This window comes from Piscicoccus intestinalis NBRC 104926 (genome assembly GCF_001515525.1).
In the GTDB taxonomy this organism is placed as follows: Bacteria; Actinomycetota; Actinomycetes; order Actinomycetales; family Dermatophilaceae; genus Kineosphaera; species Kineosphaera intestinalis.
In genome coordinates, this window is the sequence record NZ_BCNQ01000108.1 from 1 (window position 1) to 16,076 (window position 16,076).

Annotated in this window: 15 protein-coding genes; 7 read left to right on the plus strand and 8 right to left on the minus strand. The window is 72.7% G+C overall.

All coding sequences use genetic code 11. The features are described from left to right. From PINTE_RS22810 to PINTE_RS22815, 4 genes are all read right to left on the minus strand, one after another. Positions 1-837: serine/threonine-protein kinase (locus PINTE_RS22810; RefSeq protein ID WP_157087288.1), on the minus strand; the 837-nt coding region annotated here is incomplete at its 3' end. A 104-nt stretch (positions 838-941) separates the two neighbouring features. Next, on the minus strand, positions 942-2,078 hold the full coding sequence (locus PINTE_RS15490) for an N-acetylmuramoyl-L-alanine amidase (RefSeq protein ID WP_068432589.1): 1,137 nt from the start codon (positions 2,076-2,078) through the stop codon (positions 942-944). A gap of 1 nt (position 2,079) precedes the next feature. Continuing rightward, a complete protein-coding gene (locus PINTE_RS15495) occupies positions 2,080-2,868 on the minus strand; it encodes a zinc ribbon domain-containing protein (protein ID WP_157087289.1) in 789 nt (262 codons plus the stop codon). 1,279 nt (positions 2,869-4,147) lie between these two features. After that, a complete protein-coding gene (locus tag PINTE_RS22815) occupies positions 4,148-5,167 on the minus strand; it encodes a hypothetical protein (RefSeq protein WP_068432592.1) in 1,020 nt (339 codons plus the stop codon). A gap of 150 nt (positions 5,168-5,317) precedes the next feature. On the opposite strand from PINTE_RS22815, the gene PINTE_RS15505 reads away from it, so the two are divergent. The 3 genes from PINTE_RS15505 (at position 5,318) to PINTE_RS15515 (ending at position 7,972) form a co-directional block, all read left to right on the plus strand. After that, on the plus strand, positions 5,318-6,565 hold the full coding sequence (locus PINTE_RS15505; RefSeq protein ID WP_373280168.1) for a 5-(carboxyamino)imidazole ribonucleotide synthase: 1,248 nt from the start codon (positions 5,318-5,320) through the stop codon (positions 6,563-6,565). Positions 6,566-6,575: 10 nt separating this feature from the next. Continuing rightward, positions 6,576-7,121, plus strand: coding sequence for a 5-(carboxyamino)imidazole ribonucleotide mutase (gene purE, locus PINTE_RS15510; RefSeq protein ID WP_068432593.1), 546 nt, complete (start codon positions 6,576-6,578; stop codon positions 7,119-7,121). Between the two features lie 305 nt (positions 7,122-7,426). Further along, complete coding sequence (locus PINTE_RS15515) at positions 7,427-7,972, plus strand: GtrA family protein (protein ID WP_068432595.1); 546 nt, start codon at positions 7,427-7,429, stop codon at positions 7,970-7,972. 21 nt (positions 7,973-7,993) lie between these two features. Here PINTE_RS15515 and PINTE_RS15520 read toward each other — a convergent pair whose 3' ends face one another. The 4 genes from PINTE_RS15520 to PINTE_RS15535 all read right to left on the minus strand — a co-directional run bounded on the left by PINTE_RS15520 (position 7,994) and on the right by PINTE_RS15535 (position 12,093). Further along, positions 7,994-8,992, minus strand: a complete 999-nt coding sequence (locus tag PINTE_RS15520) for a sensor histidine kinase (RefSeq protein ID WP_068432598.1) — start codon at positions 8,990-8,992, stop codon at positions 7,994-7,996. A gap of 3 nt (positions 8,993-8,995) precedes the next feature. Beyond that, the gene (locus tag PINTE_RS15525; protein WP_068432602.1) at positions 8,996-9,673 is read right to left on the minus strand and encodes a response regulator transcription factor; all 678 of its coding nucleotides are present in this window, start codon (positions 9,671-9,673) and stop codon (positions 8,996-8,998) included. Between the two features lie 184 nt (positions 9,674-9,857). Further along, on the minus strand, positions 9,858-11,183 hold the full coding sequence (locus PINTE_RS15530) for an adenylate/guanylate cyclase domain-containing protein (protein WP_068432604.1): 1,326 nt from the start codon (positions 11,181-11,183) through the stop codon (positions 9,858-9,860). A 7-nt stretch (positions 11,184-11,190) separates the two neighbouring features. Beyond that, the gene (locus PINTE_RS15535; protein WP_068432606.1) at positions 11,191-12,093 is read right to left on the minus strand and encodes a biotin--[acetyl-CoA-carboxylase] ligase; all 903 of its coding nucleotides are present in this window, start codon (positions 12,091-12,093) and stop codon (positions 11,191-11,193) included. A 24-nt stretch (positions 12,094-12,117) separates the two neighbouring features. On the opposite strand from PINTE_RS15535, the gene PINTE_RS15540 reads away from it, so the two are divergent. The 4 genes from PINTE_RS15540 to PINTE_RS15555 form a co-directional block, all read left to right on the plus strand. Then, the gene (locus PINTE_RS15540) at positions 12,118-13,734 is read left to right on the plus strand and encodes an acyl-CoA carboxylase subunit beta (RefSeq protein ID WP_068432608.1); all 1,617 of its coding nucleotides are present in this window, start codon (positions 12,118-12,120) and stop codon (positions 13,732-13,734) included. Further along, a complete protein-coding gene (locus tag PINTE_RS15545) occupies positions 13,734-13,979 on the plus strand; it encodes an acyl-CoA carboxylase subunit epsilon (RefSeq protein ID WP_068432610.1) in 246 nt (81 codons plus the stop codon). Before PINTE_RS15540 ends, PINTE_RS15545 begins: the two co-directional genes overlap by 1 nt. Before the next feature lie 65 nt (positions 13,980-14,044). Then, positions 14,045-15,733: a DUF885 domain-containing protein gene (locus PINTE_RS15550; RefSeq protein WP_245642981.1), complete on the plus strand. Its 1,689-nt coding sequence runs from the start codon at positions 14,045-14,047 to the stop codon at positions 15,731-15,733. Then, on the plus strand, positions 15,730-16,076 hold a 347-nt coding region (locus PINTE_RS15555), incomplete at its 3' end, for a Maf family protein (RefSeq protein WP_174524022.1). The genes PINTE_RS15550 and PINTE_RS15555, both read left to right, overlap by 4 nt.

Consider the following 16,076-nt stretch of genomic DNA (forward strand, 5'->3'; position numbering starts at 1 on the left):
GGCGGGCGCCCCCGCCAACTCCTCGGCCGCGGCGCGCAACTCGTCGCTGACCCGCCCCGCGGGCGCCAGCCGGCGCCCCGGATCGGGCTCCAGCAGCGCCCGGATGATCTCCCACAACCGGTCGGGCACGCCGAGCGGCCGACCCGGCTCTTCGTGCACGTGCGCGGCGAGCACCGCCTGCGGCCCGCGTCGCGCGGCGTACGGCACGTGCCCGCAGGCCAGCTCGTACAGCGTGATGCCCAACGCGTACAGGTCGGCGGCCGGCGTCGCCGGCGCCCCCTGGGCGAGTTCCGGCGCGAGGTAGTGCGGGGTGCCGAGCAACATGCCGGTGTGGGCTTCCCCGAGGAGGCGGGCCACCCCGAAGTCCGACAGCCGCGCCGCCGGCGGGTCGTGGCTCTCGTCGAGGAGCACGTTCTCAGGCTTGACGTCGCGGTGCACAACGGACTGCACGTGCGCCGCGTGCAGCCCCGCCGCAATATGGCTTCCCCACTCGGCAACGAGTTCGGGTGCGATGGTGCCGGATTCGCGGAGTCGGTCGCGCAGGTCACCGCCGTCGACCCGCTCCATGACGATGGCCAGCGTGTTGCCCTCGATGACCAGGTCGGTGACCGCCACGACGTGCGGATGGCGGATCGCTCGCAGCACGTCGCGCTCGGCGACGAACCGCCGCACGACCGCCGGGTCGGCCGCCAGGCTGGGGTGCAGCAGTTTCACCGCGTACTCGTTGCCCTCCCGGTCGGTGCCTGCGCGCACCTGGCCGCTGGCACCGGCTCCGAGCACCTCCCCGAGCAGGTACGCGCTGCCCAACGGCTGTTTCGCCGCGTCCGTCGTGTCCATCGCCACCCCGCTCCCGACTCTCTCCTCCTCATCGCCAGCATCCGCCCGGTCTGCAGCAATCGGGGTCGGCCTGGTCGATCGGAGCCGGTGGCGCGCCGCGCCGGTCAGCGGCCGCGGCGAAGGGCGTAGGCGGCCAACGCCGTGCCGCCGCCGATCCCGGCGACGCCCAGCACCGGCAGTGCGTCGTGCACAAGGCTCTGCGACTGCGCGCTCGGCGTCGTGCCCGCCGAAACCGTCGACCCCCCGCTCGTCGCGCTTCCGGAGACGCTGGGCGTGGAGCGGGGCGAGGCGCCACCCGACGGGCTCGACGACGGCCCGCCCGAAGGGCTTGTCGACGCCCCGGTCGAGGCCGGCGGCGAGCCGGACTCGACCGCGCCGGCGGACGGGCTCGCGAGCGCGGTTCCGCTCGTCGGCGTCGCCCGCGTCGCGGACGCCTGCCCGCCGGAGCCGGCGAGCCGGCGCGCCCGGGGCCACAGTTGGGAGCGGACGAGTGGGTACAGCGCGTCGCCGGGGCATTCGGTGAGCGACATGTCGCGGTGCGCCGCGATCGGCGTCGTCGTCACCCGTCGGCCGCGCGGCCACCGGTTGGAGCCGCGGGAGACGAAGGCGACTTGCCGATTCGCAGCGAGCCCCACCTGGTAGCGGGCGGCCAGCCAGGCGAGCAGCTGCGACATCGAGGCCATCGCCTCGGGCGTCGGGGGCTGCGACGTGTGGTCGCCGATGAAGCAACACAGCTGGGCGAACCCCTGGCTGCCGCCCGTCGCGTCGCCGCGAACCGGACCGGCCAGGCTCCCCGTGCGCCCCTCCCAGACGCCGCCGAACCGGTCGACGAGAAAGTTGTACGCGATGTCCGGCCAGCCCTTGTCGCCGGTGTGAAAGGCGAACATCCCGCGCAGCCGGCCCGGCACGCCGTCGCGGGAGTCGGTGTTCGGGGTCTGGGTGTGATGCACGAGCAGGAAGCGGACGTCTTCTGCCTGCAGGCGCCCGGTCGCGCGGCGCCCGGCCGCCCAGTCCGCTCGCGGATGGATCCGCGGCGCACGCACCCCCGCGGCAGCCGGCGGCTCGAGCCCCCCGAGCTCACCGAGGCCGGCGAGACCAGTGAGCCCTTCGGCACCGGCCGGAGCCGCGACCGCGGTGCCCGCGCCGAGGCCGCCCAGGAGCAGCAGCGGCACGGAGGCCGACGCCCGCAGCACCGCGCGCCGGTCGGGCGTCGAGCCGGTGGACGGGAGGGGAGCGCACATGTCAGCCGCCGACCCGGCGCGGGTAGCACTCGCCGCCGACCGAGCGGCCGTACGAGGAGCAGGTGCCGTTGGCCGCCGACTTCGACTCGAAGGCGCGGTCCGCGATCACCGCCCAGTAGCCGCTGTTGAGCCCACTGACGCGGGAGCTGTCGATGACGACCGCGGAGCCGATCGAGGACGCTTTGCTCCACGCCTCGCTCTGGGAGTAGCGCGACTTCGGCATCGACTCCAGCACCAGCAGCCAGGAGCCGGTCGGCAGCGACTCCTCCAGGCCCGACTGGGTTTCCACCACCGTCGGGGCCGGAGCGGCGGCCCGCGGCGCCTGCTGGATCACGGTCACCGGCGGGGGCTGGGTCACGGTCACGGTGGCATTCTGCTGGCCGCCGGCGGCCGGAGCCGGTTGACTCGCGGTCGTCGGCGCGGCCGAGGCCGACGGCGTGGTGGCCGCCGCGACCGGTTGCTCGTCCGAGGACCGGTTCAGCGCGAACCAGGCGACGACGCTCGCGACCCCCACCGCGAAGAGCGCGAGCGCCACCCACAGCGCCGCCGATCCGCGCCGCTGGCTGGGAGGCGGGTACCCGCCTGGGCCGTAGCCACCCGAGCCGTAACCGGCCGAGGGGTAGCCGGCCGAGCCGTAGCCGGACGAGGGGTAGCCACCCGTGGGGTATCCGCCGGAGCCGTCGCCGCCTGAGGCATGCCCGTACGGTGACGTGGCCCGGGTGTCGGCCCCGCACGATCCGCAGAACGCGGCCCCGTACGCGAGCTCAGCCCCGCATTGCTGACAGCGCATGGCGCTCCACTCCCCCAGTTCTGGCGTGTGCGTGTCGGCCTCGCGCCGCACCAGGCAGGCGGCAGCCGCGGCCGCAGCCGACCACTCGTCCAATTCGATCGACCACCCGAGGCCGAACCTGAGCCATGCACCCGGGCGCCGGCCACTGACGCGCCTAGATGCACACAATTGTGTGCGATCTGCGCACTTCCCATTTCTGCCCAGGAAACGGTCAAGGTAGGCACAAAGTCCTTGGCGCAGTGCGCACCTGCCCGCTTACGCTTCGGGGAGCGCAGCGGTGAGGCGGAGTGTGACAGTCCGGGGGGATGGCACGACTCTGCCTTGCCGCAGCCACGCCGCTCCACTCCGCGGGACACCGCCCCTGGACGCCGCCCCCACCGCCCATCGCCACCACCGCGGGGAGCCCGTTTCGCGCCCGAGATGCGCAAGATCCGGACCCAATCGGGGCCTGGGTCATCGAACCTCGTTAACTTGCCCTGGTCACACCCCTGTTAATGCCAACAGAAACGGATGTCCAAGACGGCTGTAACGCCGCAGGGGGCTGGGGCGATATCCCCATCAGAGCGGCACGGAGAGCACGGGGTTCTGAGGGGAAGCTTCCCGGGTCGTGGGGGAACGCGGTAGGTGAGCTGGGGGGCTCGCCTACCGAAGACGCGAAGGTCGGCGGGGGAGCCGGGCTTCGTAGCGGTGAACGAGCTGGGGGGCTCGGAACACCGTTGCGGTAGGCAGGCTGGGGGGTCTGCACATCGCACCGAGGGCGGGTGGCCCGGGCTTGGGGGGTGACGAGCCTGGACCACCCGCTCTCGCATGTCCGGAACCCCTCCCGGCGGATCTCACGGCGTACCCCGGTCCGTCGATCGCCGCGGTTCGCGCGCTGATCGGGTACTTGCGCCTCGCCGGCGACACCATCGACGCTCCACAGCGCGTCGAACGGCTCGAGGCGCGGGCGTCGCTTCCCCGCGAGCATGCTCCGGCACCAGCGTCGCTTCCCGATCCGGACGCCGGCGGCTGGTGCGCCCCGCCCCGGAGGCACCCCGCCGAAGACGATGGGAAATTCACCCGCGCAGACGCGGCAGATCTACCACGCTCTTCAGACCGATCACTCCCCCGGCCAGGAGCACACCGTCCGCGCCCGCCCGTCTGCCCGCCCGCAGCTACGGACAACACCTTCACCCCACCCGCAGGCGCCCGCCGAAGACGGTGGGAAATTCACCCGCGCAGACGCGGCAGATCTCCCACGCTCTTCGGCCCCACCGAGCCGGACGCGGCTGCCCCCACCTCACGCGGCCGCCGCATCGGGCGGGCAGTCGGCGCACGGGGTCGGGTGCCCGGGCCAACCGAGCGCACGCAGCATCCCACCGACCTCCCAGGCCACCTCGCAGGGCGTGAGCGTGCACTCCTGCCAGCCGTACCGCAGCGAGGGCCGGCCACGCACCGTGTGCCGGTTGTCCCGGCGGCGATCCCGCCAGCGCCCGGCCTCGACGTGCCCGAGTCGCCCGTCGAGTTCCACGACGAGCCAGTCGTAGTCGCAGTCGAGCAACTGCTGTCCGTCGCGCGCCTGCCGCCGAGCCCGAGGCAGGGCGTGCGGCCGCTCGACCTGGTCGCGGTAGATCCGCTCCAGCTGGCTGGTCAGCCCCTCGACCTGGTCCCGCAACAGCGCCCGGAGCCGCGCACGGTGGCGCGCCCGCGACCGAGCCTCCAGCGCCTCCATGAGCCGCTGCGGCGTCGGCAGCCGCCGCTGACACGCGCGGTCGACCCAGTCGACCGCGTCGGCGGGTCCGCCCAGGTCGGCGAGGTCGAGCACCGTGTCGTCCACGCCGGTGATCGTGAGCTCACCCTGGGCTCCCGCCGCCCGCGAGGGTTCGACCGAGCGCACGAAACGGTATCCGGCCACCGGACTCACCCGCCGACCCGGCGGCACATAGACATCGATGTCGTCGGAGTCCCAGAACGCCCGCCGGTCGTCGGGCCCACCCTCGCCCGCCCGCGCCACCAGCCGGTGCTGCACCGCCGCCGCCAGGCCACCGACGCACGGCAGGCCCGCCTCCGGCGGCAGCGCCGATCCGCCCTCACCGAGCAGCAACCCCGCCCACAGCCGCGACTCCCACGTCGGCTCGAGCGCCACATGAGCTTGCGTGACGAAGTAGACGCCCGGCCCGAACGGTCGCCACCGCGAGGTCAGCCGCTCGACGGTGTGACGGCCCAGGCCGCCGACGACCAGCTGCCGGCGCGACACCGCACCCGCCTGGCGGGCGACCAACGCCCGCAGCGCGGGGGTGAGATCACGGGTGAGATACACGCCTCCAGGCTGCCGCGGCACCGGGATGGGCCGCCCGGCACCGCACGCGGGCTGTGGACAGCCGACCGCCGAGCCTGCGGCCTGTGGACGGCAAGCCCGTGCCCGCCCGGCGCCGACGAGAGCGCACCGGTCGCGCGATATTCTGCGCCGGTGAGCCTGTCCGCGCCCGCCGACCATGAGCACCCACCGAGCGCCACGGTCTCCGACACCCCGCGCACCGCCCCCGGCGGCTTTCCCGTCGTCGGCATCATCGGAGGCGGGCAGCTCGCCCGCATGTGCCAGCCCCCCGCGGTCAACCTCGGCCTCACGCTGTCGGTGCTCGCCGAGGGCGCAGAGGCCTCGGCCGCGCTCGTCGTGCCACACTCCCCCGTCGGCGCGCACACAGATCTCCAGGCAGTGCGCGAATTCGCCCGCCACTGCGACGTCGTCACGTTCGACCACGAGCACGTGCCCGCCGAGGTGCTGGCCGCCCTGGAGGCCGACGGCGTGCCGCTGCACCCTCGCCCCAGCGCCCTGGTGTTCGCGCAGGACAAGCTCGCCATGCGCGAGCGCCTCACGGCCTTGGGCATCCCCTGCCCCGCGTGGGCACGGGTGAGCGACGCCGCCGAGCTGGCCGCTTTCGGCGAGCGCGTCGGGTGGCCGCTGGTCCTGAAGACCCCGCGCGGCGGGTACGACGGCAAGGGCGTGCTCGTCGTCGACAGCCCCGCCGACGCCGACGACTGGCTCGCGGCCGCCGCCGACCAGTCGGGCGGACAGGGGCCGCTCAGCGCAGGGCTGCTCGCCGAAGCACGGGTTCGGTTCACCCGCGAACTCGCCGTGCTCGTGGCGCGCAGCCCCAGCGGCCAGGCCGCCGCGTGGCCGGTCGTGGAGACCGTGCAAACCGACGGCATCTGCACCGAGGTGCTCGCTCCCGCACCGGAACTCGACGACGACCACGCGACGGCGATGATCGCGGCCGGGCTGACCGTCGCCGGCGAGCTCGACGTCACCGGTGTGCTCGCGGTCGAGCTGTTCCAGACCGACGACGAGCCCGGTTTCGTCGTCAACGAACTCGCGATGCGACCGCACAACAGCGGGCACTGGAGCATCGACGGCGCCGTCACCAGCCAGTTCGAACAGCACCTGCGGGCGGTGCTCGACCTGCCGCTCGGCGCGACGACCCCGCGGGCGCGCTGGACGGTCATGGGCAACGTGCTCGGCGGCGACGACGAGTCCCTCTACCCCACCTACCGGCATCTGCTCGCCCGCGACCCCGGTCTCAAGGTGCACCTGTACGGCAAGGGCGTGCGGCCCGGCCGCAAGATCGGCCACGTCACCGTGTACGGCGACGACCTGGCCGCCCTGCGCGAACGCGCCGCCCACGCGACCGGTTACCTGCGCGGAACGATCCGAGAGTGAGGGGCATGGCATGAGCGAGAGCACGCACACGGACTCCGGCGAGCCGCTGGTGGGGCTCGTGATGGGCAGCGACAGCGACTGGCCGGTCATGGAGCAGGCCGCGCTCGCGCTCGAGGAGTTCGGCATCGCCTACGAGGCCGACGTCGTCAGCGCCCACCGCATGCCGACCGAGATGATCGACTACGGCCGGCAGGCGGCGGGCCGCGGGCTGCAGGTCGTCATCGCGGGAGCCGGTGGCGCCGCCCACCTGCCCGGCATGCTCGCCGCCGTCACCCCGCTGCCGGTCATCGGGGTGCCGGTGCCGCTGAAGTATCTCGACGGCATGGATTCGCTCCTGTCGATCGTGCAGATGCCCGCCGGGGTGCCGGTCGCCACCGTCTCCATCGGCGGCGCGCGCAACGCCGGCCTGCTCGCGGCCCGTATCGTCGGCGCCGGCGCGACCCCGCAGGCCCGGGCGGTGCGCGAGGCCATGGTCGACTTCCAGCTCCGGCTGCGCGACCAGGCCCACGCCAAGGGCGCCGCGCTGCGCGAGCGGCGAGCCGGCCCGACCGGCTGACGGCACCTGAGACCGCGCCGGCGGCAACGAAACTCGGCGCACGCACCCGGGTGCCCGCCGACGCACGCGGAGCCGGTGCGAGCCGCGGGCCGCGGGCGCGGCGCACCGCATGGGGAGCCGGGCGAACGTCCAGCGCGGCGACGTAGACTCCCCATCGGCTCGATGTCGGCCGAACAGGCTTGAGACGGCCGAGCAAGGGACGCGACCACGGCTCGGTCAGGCCCTCGGCAGCCCTCGGCAGCACTCGGCAGCACTCGGCAGGACTCGGCCAGGGACAGGCCAGGAACGCGGAAAGGCACAGGGGAATGACACGCACTCGGGGCGGAATCACCGTGCGCCTGCGCGCGTGGTGGGACCTGCTGGCGGCCGAGTTCGCGAAGTTCGGCGTCATCGGCACCGTGGGCATCTTCGTCGACAACGGCGCCTACCTGCTGCTCACCCACGGCCTGCTGGATACCGGCCCGCTGGCGGGGCACGAGAAGATCGCGTCGGTCGTGGCTACCGCCATCGCGACGCTGTTCAGCTGGATCGGTAACCGCTACTGGACCTTCCGGCACAAGCGCGCCGAGCGGCCCGCCCACATGCAGCGCGAGGTGGTCTTGTTCCTCGTGTTCAACGCGATCGGCGCGCTCATCACGATGGCGTGCGTGGCGCTGGCCATCGACGTCTTCGACGTCACCGACCCCGCCGGGCAGACCGCGGCCCGACTCGTCGGCATCGTCATCGGCACGATCTTCCGCTTCTGGACCTACCGACAGTTCGTCTTCGTCCGCGAACTCGCCCACCTGCCACCGGTTCCCGACCCCGAGTCGCACGACGACGACGCGATGTTCAGGCCCCCGCGCGGCTGAGCCCCGCTGAAGCCGGCAGCGTCAGTCCTCGTCGGCGCCCGACAGGAACAACGCGAACAGCACCGGGTGGGCGCGCACCAACTCGAGCCGCCCGCCGTGGCCTTCGGCGAGGTCCCGGGCCAGCCCGAGCCCGAGCCCGCTGCTTTTCGTGCTCTGCCCGCGGTCGAAGATGAACGGGGCGAGGTCGGGTCGCACGCCGGGGCCGTCGTCGCCGACCTCGATGACGACGGAGATGCCCGAGTGGCGCACGTCGATCCGACAGGCGCCGTCGCCGTGCGCGAGCGAGTTCTCGATGAGTGTGCCGAGGATCTGGGACAGAGCGGCGTCGGTCGCCACCACCGAGACGCCGCGCTCACCGGTCACGTGGATGGAGCGCTGGGCGGACTCGTAGGCGGGCTGCCACGAACGCTGCAGTTCCGCGAGCACGCGGTCCACCCGCACCGCCTGGGGCGCCTCGGTGACGTGGCGGGTGCGGGTCAGCAGGGTGGCGACGGTGTCGTTGAGGCGTTCCACCTGCTCGATCGCGATCGAGGCCTCCTCGCGCACGGCGTCGAGGTCGTCGATCATCGTGATCTCCTCGAGCCGCATGAGCAGCGCGGTCAGCGGAGTGCGCAGTTGATGGGAGGCGTCCGCGGCGAACTCTCGCTCGCTGCTCAGCGAGGTGAGCAGCTTTCGCCCGCTGCGCGCGAGTTCGTTGGAGACGGCGTCGATCTCGTCGATGCCGCTGGGGGGCGGCACGAACCGGGTGTCACCGGCTCCGAGCCGCTCGGCCTGGTCGGCCAGGCGCGCCAGCGGGTCGGCGATGCGCCGCGCCTGGTCGCGCACGACCGCCCAGATGCCGACCGTGAACAGCGCCGCCATCGCCAGGCCCAGCGGCACGAGAACCTCGGCGGTGAGGAGACGTTCCTCGCCGCCGGGCAGCACTGAACGCGCGACCAACCAGGTCAGCACCGGGATGAGCATGATGCCGACGCTGAGCAACACCGCCAGCAGCGTGGAGCGCAGCAGCGCCGCGCGCACCGGTCAGCCCTGGTCCGTGGGTCGCTCGAAACGGAAACCGACGCCCCGCACGGTGGTGATGAAGCGCGGGCTCGTGACGTCGTCACCGAGCTTGCGGCGCAGCACCGACACGTGCATGTCGAGCGTCTTCGTCGAGCCGTACCAGTGCGTGGCCCACACCTCGCGCATGAGCTGCTCGCGGGAGACGACCTTGCCCTGCTCCCGCAGGAGCACGCGCAGCAGGTCGAACTCCTTGGCGGTCAGCTGCATCTCCTCGTCGCCGACGAACGCGCGACGAGCCTGCGGGTCGATGCGCACTCCGTCCTGCCCGGCACCCCCGGGTGCGGTGCGTCGCAGCAGGGCCCGCACCCGCGCCAGCAGCTCCGCGAGCCGAAACGGCTTGGTCACGTAGTCGTCGGCGCCCGCGTCGAGCCCGACCACCGTGTCCACCTCATCCGCCCGGGCGGTGAGCATCAGGATCGGTGCGGTGCGTCCGTCGGCCCGGAGCTTGCGGCAGACCTCGAGGCCGTCCATACGCGGCAATCCGAGGTCGAGCACGACAAGATCAGGTCCGGACCGCCCCGCGTCGTAGGCCTGCACGCCATCTCCGCAGACCACAACGTCATATCCTTCTCGACGCAACGCCCGGGCGAGAGGCTCGCTGATTGCGGAATCGTCCTCCGCCAGAAGCACTCTCGCCATGCGCACATCGTAGGGCTCAAGTCAGCTAACGCCCAGAAGTTGACCGTGTCGCCTGCGCCACGTCTCGAATATCGACCACCCTGTCCGAATTGTGGTCGAACGGGTGGCTGATCGGCTCCGGTCCGCTGCCGACCAGCCGCTGACCTGGGCGGAGCCGGGCGCGCGCCCGGGCGGTCACGCCCGGTCAGGACTCCCGACCGGGCCTCTCCGCAGGCTCGTCAAGCGCCCCGGATTCCGAGGGCTTCCCGCGGTCTTCGCGCCCCAGGTGCCACACGACGGTCATGCCGAGGCCTCGCAGCGCTCGCGGCGGGAGCCGGTTCATCGCGAACCCGGGCATGTCCCGCAGGTAGGTGGCGGTGCGGTCATCGACGACGACGGTGTGCGGCCGCGCCACGCCCGTCAGGCGACTTGCCCGGTTGACGGTGGTACCGAAGACGTCACCGAGATGACGCAGGACCGGGCCGAACGCCAGGCCGATACGTAGCTGCGGCATGCTCGGGTCGCCGGCGACCCGCTCGAGCAGCTCGAGGGCGATCGATCCCGCGGCCTGCGGATCGTCCGCGGTGAAGACCACCTCATCGCCGAGCATCTTGACGATCTGGCCGCCTTGCTCGGACACGATCTCGGCCGCGACCTCCTCGAAATGCTGTACGAGCTGGGCCAGTTGACGCTCAGACAAGCGGCGCACCAGCGTCGTGAAGCCGACCATGTCGGCGAAACCGATCGCCAGCTGAGCGCCGTCGTCCTCGATCACCTCGGCATTCGTCATGAGGCGGCCGATCGTGGCGGCCAGGTGCCGTCGCCACGCGTAGATGATCAGCGGCTCGATGTCATCCACCATCCCCATGAGCAATTCACCCGCCTGCCGCGACGCGTCGGGCGGCAGCCGCTGATGCCATAGGTGTTCGTCGATCTCCCGGTCGAGGGCCAGAGCGCCCGCGAGGTCGATCGGCAGGTCGCTTCCCGTCATCGCGCCCCGCGGACCGTCGGCCTCCGCGGAGGCGGACCCGGTGGGCCCGGCGGATCGGGGGCCGTCCAGTCGTTCCGAGCGCTCCGGCTGCTGCGAGGCGCCCGGCTGCGAGCGCAGCAGGCTCTCCATGACGAGCGAGGTCTGCCAGGAGGCGAGCCGGTCGAGGCTGCGGGCGATCGCCCGTGTGATCGCGAGCCCGAGGTTCTCGTCGATCTTGCCCGAGCGGAGGATCGCCACCGTGCGCTGGATGGCCTCCTGGTCGGCCGTGGTGTAGAGCATGTCGTCCTCGGACGGGGAGGCGGCGAATCCCAGGGCGTGCCAGAAGCGCCGCGTCTGCTCCGGCGGAATCCCGGTGTTCGCGGCCACATCGAGGCGGCGCAGCGTGGGCGGTCCGAGGAGCCGCACGACGGCGTCGGCAGCCTCGGTCGCCTCCACGGCGTCGGCCGGCGCGACGCCCTCGTGGACAGGCGGAACCGGAGCCCGCGACGCCTCCTTGCGCGCAGCCTCGCTGTCCCGACGTGCCCCCTCCCCGCTCGTCATGGACAGATCATGCACCGAAAAGCGGCCGGATGTGAAATACATCACCAGCCGCGTACGCCGTCGAGGCGCCGGTGTCCGCGTCGCGGACGACGAGTTCACCGAGGGCGTCGACGGCCTGCGCATGCCCGACGACCCGGCGGTCCCGGGGCAGGTACACCTCGACGTCGCGGCCGATCGTCACGCAGGCTCGGGCGAATTCGGCGCGCAACCCGTCCAGGTCGTCGCCGCCGGCCATGAGGCGCTCGTGCGCCGCGGCGTACCGCTGGGCGACGGCCACCGTCACGTCCTCCCGGCTCGGAGCCGGGCCGGGCGCGCAGTCCCGCACCGACGTCGCCGAGAGCACGAGCGGAGGGCGCGGACGGTCTCCGGCGGGAGAGGCCTCGGGCGCCTGGGCCGCGGGCAGGCTCTCGGGAGGGGCGCTGACGTTGACGCCGATGCCGACGACGACCGACCCGCCGGGCACCACCTGGCACAGGATGCCGCACACCTTGCGATCCGGCGTCGGCGGCAGCACCGACCCGGGCGCCGGCACCGTCGGCAGGGGTGCGGCGAGCACGTCGTTGGGCCACTTCACGCCGAACGCCTCGGGCCGCCCGGTGAGGTCGCCGAGCGCTTGGGCCACCGCGAGCCCGGCGGCCAGCGGCACCCACCCGACGTCGTAGGGCCGCGGGACGAGCGGCACGACCATCGACATCGCCACCGACGTACCGGGTGGCGACGACCAACTGCGCCCCTGCCGACCACGGCCCGCGGTCTGCTCGGCCGCGACGACGATCCGCCAGGGCTCCGGCTCCTCCAGGGCCCGAGCGTTGGTCGAATCGATCTGCTCGTGTACCTCGACGCGCCGCCAGCTGCCGTGCGGGTGACGTAGTCGACGAACGAGCTCTCCGGAGTCGAGCACGTCGGTCACGGGTGCAAGGCTAGGCTGACGCCCATGAGTGACGGCGCACGGGTCACCAGCGATCCCGAGATCGATCTGTACACGACTGCGGGCAAGCTGGCAGATTTCCAGGAACGGGTAGACGAGGCTACGCACGCGGGGTCGTCCCGCGCCGTCGAGAAGCAGCATGCGAAGGGGAAGAAGACGGCGCGCGAGCGCGTCGAGATGCTCCTCGACGAAGGCAGCTTCATCGAACTCGACGAGCTGGCGCGGCACCGGTCGATCAACTTCGGGCAGGAGGCCAACCGTCCCTACGGAGACGGTGTCATCACCGGGTACGGCACGGTCGACGGCCGCACGGTGTGCGTCTTCGCGCAGGACTTCACGGTCTTCGGCGGCTCCCTGGGCGAGGTCTTCGGCGAGAAGATCGTCAAGGTCATGGACCTGGCGATGAAGATGGGCTGCCCGGTGGTCGGCATCAACGACTCCGGCGGCGCCCGCATCCAGGAGGGCGTGGTCGCCCTCGGCATGTACGGCGAGATCTTCCGCCGCAACGTGCACGCCAGCGGCGTCATCCCGCAGATCAGCCTCATCATGGGCCCCTGCGCCGGCGGCGCGGTCTACTCCCCGGCGATCACCGACTTCGTCGTCATGGTCGACCACACCTCGCACATGTTCATCACCGGACCCGACGTCATCAAGACCGTCACCGGTGAGGACGTCGACTTCGAGCACCTCGGTGGCGCCCGCTCCCACAACACCAAGTCGGGTGTGGCGCACTATCTCGGGCACGACGAGCAGGACGCGATCGACTACGTCAAGGAACTGCTGTCGTACCTGCCGGCGAACAATCTCGACGCGCCGCCCGTCTTCGACGACGAAGAGGCCGACCTCGAGCCGACCCCCGAGGACGAGGCGCTCGACCACTTCATCCCCGACTCCACGCACACGCCGTACGACGTGCACACCGTCATCCAGACGGTGCTCGACGACGGCGAGTTCACCGAGGTCCACGCGCTCTTCGCGCCCAACATCGTCTGCGGCTTCGGCCGGGTCGAGGGGCACAGCGTCGGGATCGTCGCGAACAACCCCGGCCAGCTCGCCGGCACCCTCGACATCGAGGCCTCGGAGAAGGCGGCGAGGTTCGTGCGCACGTGCGACGCGTTCTCGGTGCCGGTCATCACGTTCGTCGACGTGCCGGGCTTCCTGCCGGGCACCGACCAGGAGTGGAACGGCATCATCCGCCGCGGCGCCAAGCTCATCTACGCCTACGCCGAGGCGACCGTGCCGCTCATCACGATCATCATGCGCAAGGCCTACGGTGGCGCCTACGACGTCATGGGCTCCAAGCACCTCGGCGCCGACATCAATCTCGCCTGGCCCACCGCGCAGATCGCCGTCATGGGTGCCCAAGGCGCGGTGAACATCCTGTACCGCAAGCAGATCCAGGCGGCCGCCGACGCCGGCGAAGATGTCGACGCGGTGCGCGCGGAGTTCGTCGACCAGTACGAGCTGGCGTTGGCCAACCCTTACATGGCCGCCGAGCGCGGCTATGTCGACGCGGTGATCCCGCCGCGCGAGACGCGCAAGCACATCGTGCGGTCACTGCGCGCCCTGCGGCACAAGCAGGAAGACCTGCCCCCGCGCAAGCACGGAAACATCCCGCTGTGATGTCCGAGTCGACGGCCCAGGCTCCCGAGCAGGCGGCTCCCCCGGTGCCGACCCTGCTGCGCATCGATCACGGCAGCCCGACCGCCGAAGAGGTGGCCGCGTTGACGATGGTCGTCGCGGCGCTCGCAGCCGCGGCCGAGCCGGAGAAGCCGCGCCGGCGGCGACCCGGCTGGGGTGCGCCCCGGCGGGCGGTCGGGCAGCAGCGAATGTCACGCCCGACGTGGGGCAACTGGGACGACTGGTGAGGCCGGCGCGCACTGCGAGCGCCATCGACGCGGTCGCCGAGGGGTATCTCTCGGCGGCCGTTTCGTTGAGCCCGATCACCGCGACCGCCCTCGGTCTGCCCGGCGCCGACGACCGGCTCGACGACTTCTCCCCCGCGGGCCTGGCGGCGGCCGCCGATCTCGATCGCGCCACGGTGCGCCGGCTGGCGACCGAGGAGCCCGTCGACGACGTCGACCGGGTGACGTCGGAGGCGATGCGCGAGCGGCTCGGGGTGGGGCTGGAACGGCACGAGGCCGGCATCCCGCACATGAGCCTCAACGTGCTGGAGTGCCCGCTGCAGGCGGTGCGCGACGTGCTCGATCTCATGCCGACGGGCACCCCGCAGCACTGGGAGGTCGTCGCCGACCGCATGGCCGCGATCCCCGCGGCGCTCACCCAGTGGCACGACTCGCTGCTGTACGCCCGGTCCCGCGGTCTCGTCGCGCCGCGGCGTCAGGTGCTCGCCTGCATCGCGCAGGCGGAGGGGTTCGCCTCCGGCGACGGGTATTTCGGGGTGCTGCTCGAGCGGCAACGCGCCGCCGGGCACCCGGTTCCGGAGGCGGTGGCGGCGCGGGTCGAGCGGGCGGCGACGACCGCCCGGGCCGGCTACGCCGCGTGCGCAGCGCGGCTGCGCGACGATCTGCTGGCGGTGGCGCCGCAGGCCGACGCGTGCGGGCGGGAGCTGTACGCACTGCACTCGCGGTTCTTCCTCGGGGCGCGGATCGACCTCGCGGAGACGTACGCGTGGGGCGTCGACGAGCTGGCGCGCATCCGGAGCCGGATGCGCGAGCTCGCGGGACAAATCGCGCCGGACGCGCGGGCCGGCACCGACGCGCAGGCCCTCGTGTGGGCGGCCCGGGATCGGCTCGACGCCGACGAGCGATACCGGCTCCGGGGCACGGAGGCGCTCGTGGCGTGGATGCAGGAGCAGGCGGATCGGGCGGTGGCCGCGCTCGCGCCCGTGCACTTCGACATCCCGGAGCCGTTGCGGCGCATCGAGTGTCGGGTGGCGCCCACGCAGACGGGTGGGATCTACTACACCGGTCCGAGCGACGACCTGAGCCGCCCCGGGATGATGTGGTGGTCGGTGCCGCGCGGGGTGACGACGTTCTCGACGTGGCAGGAGCTGACGACCGTCTACCACGAGGGCGTGCCGGGGCATCACCTGCAGATCGGCCAGACGGTGTTGAACTCCGGGCAGCTCAACCGCTGGCGGCGGCTGCTGTCGTGGACGTCCGGGCACGGCGAGGGCTGGGCGTTGTACGCCGAGCAGCTCATGGCCGAGCTGGGATTTCTCGACGACCCGGGCAACCGGCTCGGGATGCTCGACGCGCAGTCGCTGCGGGCGGCGCGGGTGGTCATCGACATCGGGGTGCACTGCGGTTTCGAGGTGCCCGCCCAGTTCGGGGGCGGCCCGTGGTCGTACGACGCGGCGTGGCGGCTGCTGCGTGACTCGAGCCTGCTGCCGGAGGAGATCCTGCGCTTCGAACTCGACCGCTACCTGGGTTGGCCGGGGCAGGCCGCCGCGTACAAGGTGGGCGAGCGGCTGTGGCGGTCGCTGCGCGACGAGGTCGCGGCCGCCGAGGGGGCCGCGTTCGATCTGCGCGACTTCCACCGGCGCGCCCTCGACGTCGGCGGCGTGGGACTCGACACGTTGCGGCGGGCGGTGCTGGGCCGCTGGCCCGACGGGGTGGCGGACGACCCGCGGTCGGTGGCCGCGGAGGCGATGTCGTGACGGGACCGCTGCGCCTGCTGCTCGCGTCGGCCTCCCCCGCACGGCTCGCAACGCTGCGTTCGGCGGGCGTCGACCCGCTCGTGCGAGTCAGCGGCGTCGACGAGGACGCGGCCGTGCGCGACGCCGAATCGCGGTACGGGCCGCTGGAGCCCGCGGATGTCGCGCTCGTCCTGGCGCACGCCAAGGCGGAGGCGGTGGCCGCGGCGCTCACCGCCGAGGCCGGCGAGCGGACACACGACTCCGACTCCGGCGCCGGAGCCGGGGCAGCCGGCCGGATCGCCGCGGACCTGGTCGTCGGCTGCGACTCGGTGCTGGAGTTCGACGACCGGGCGCACGGCAAACC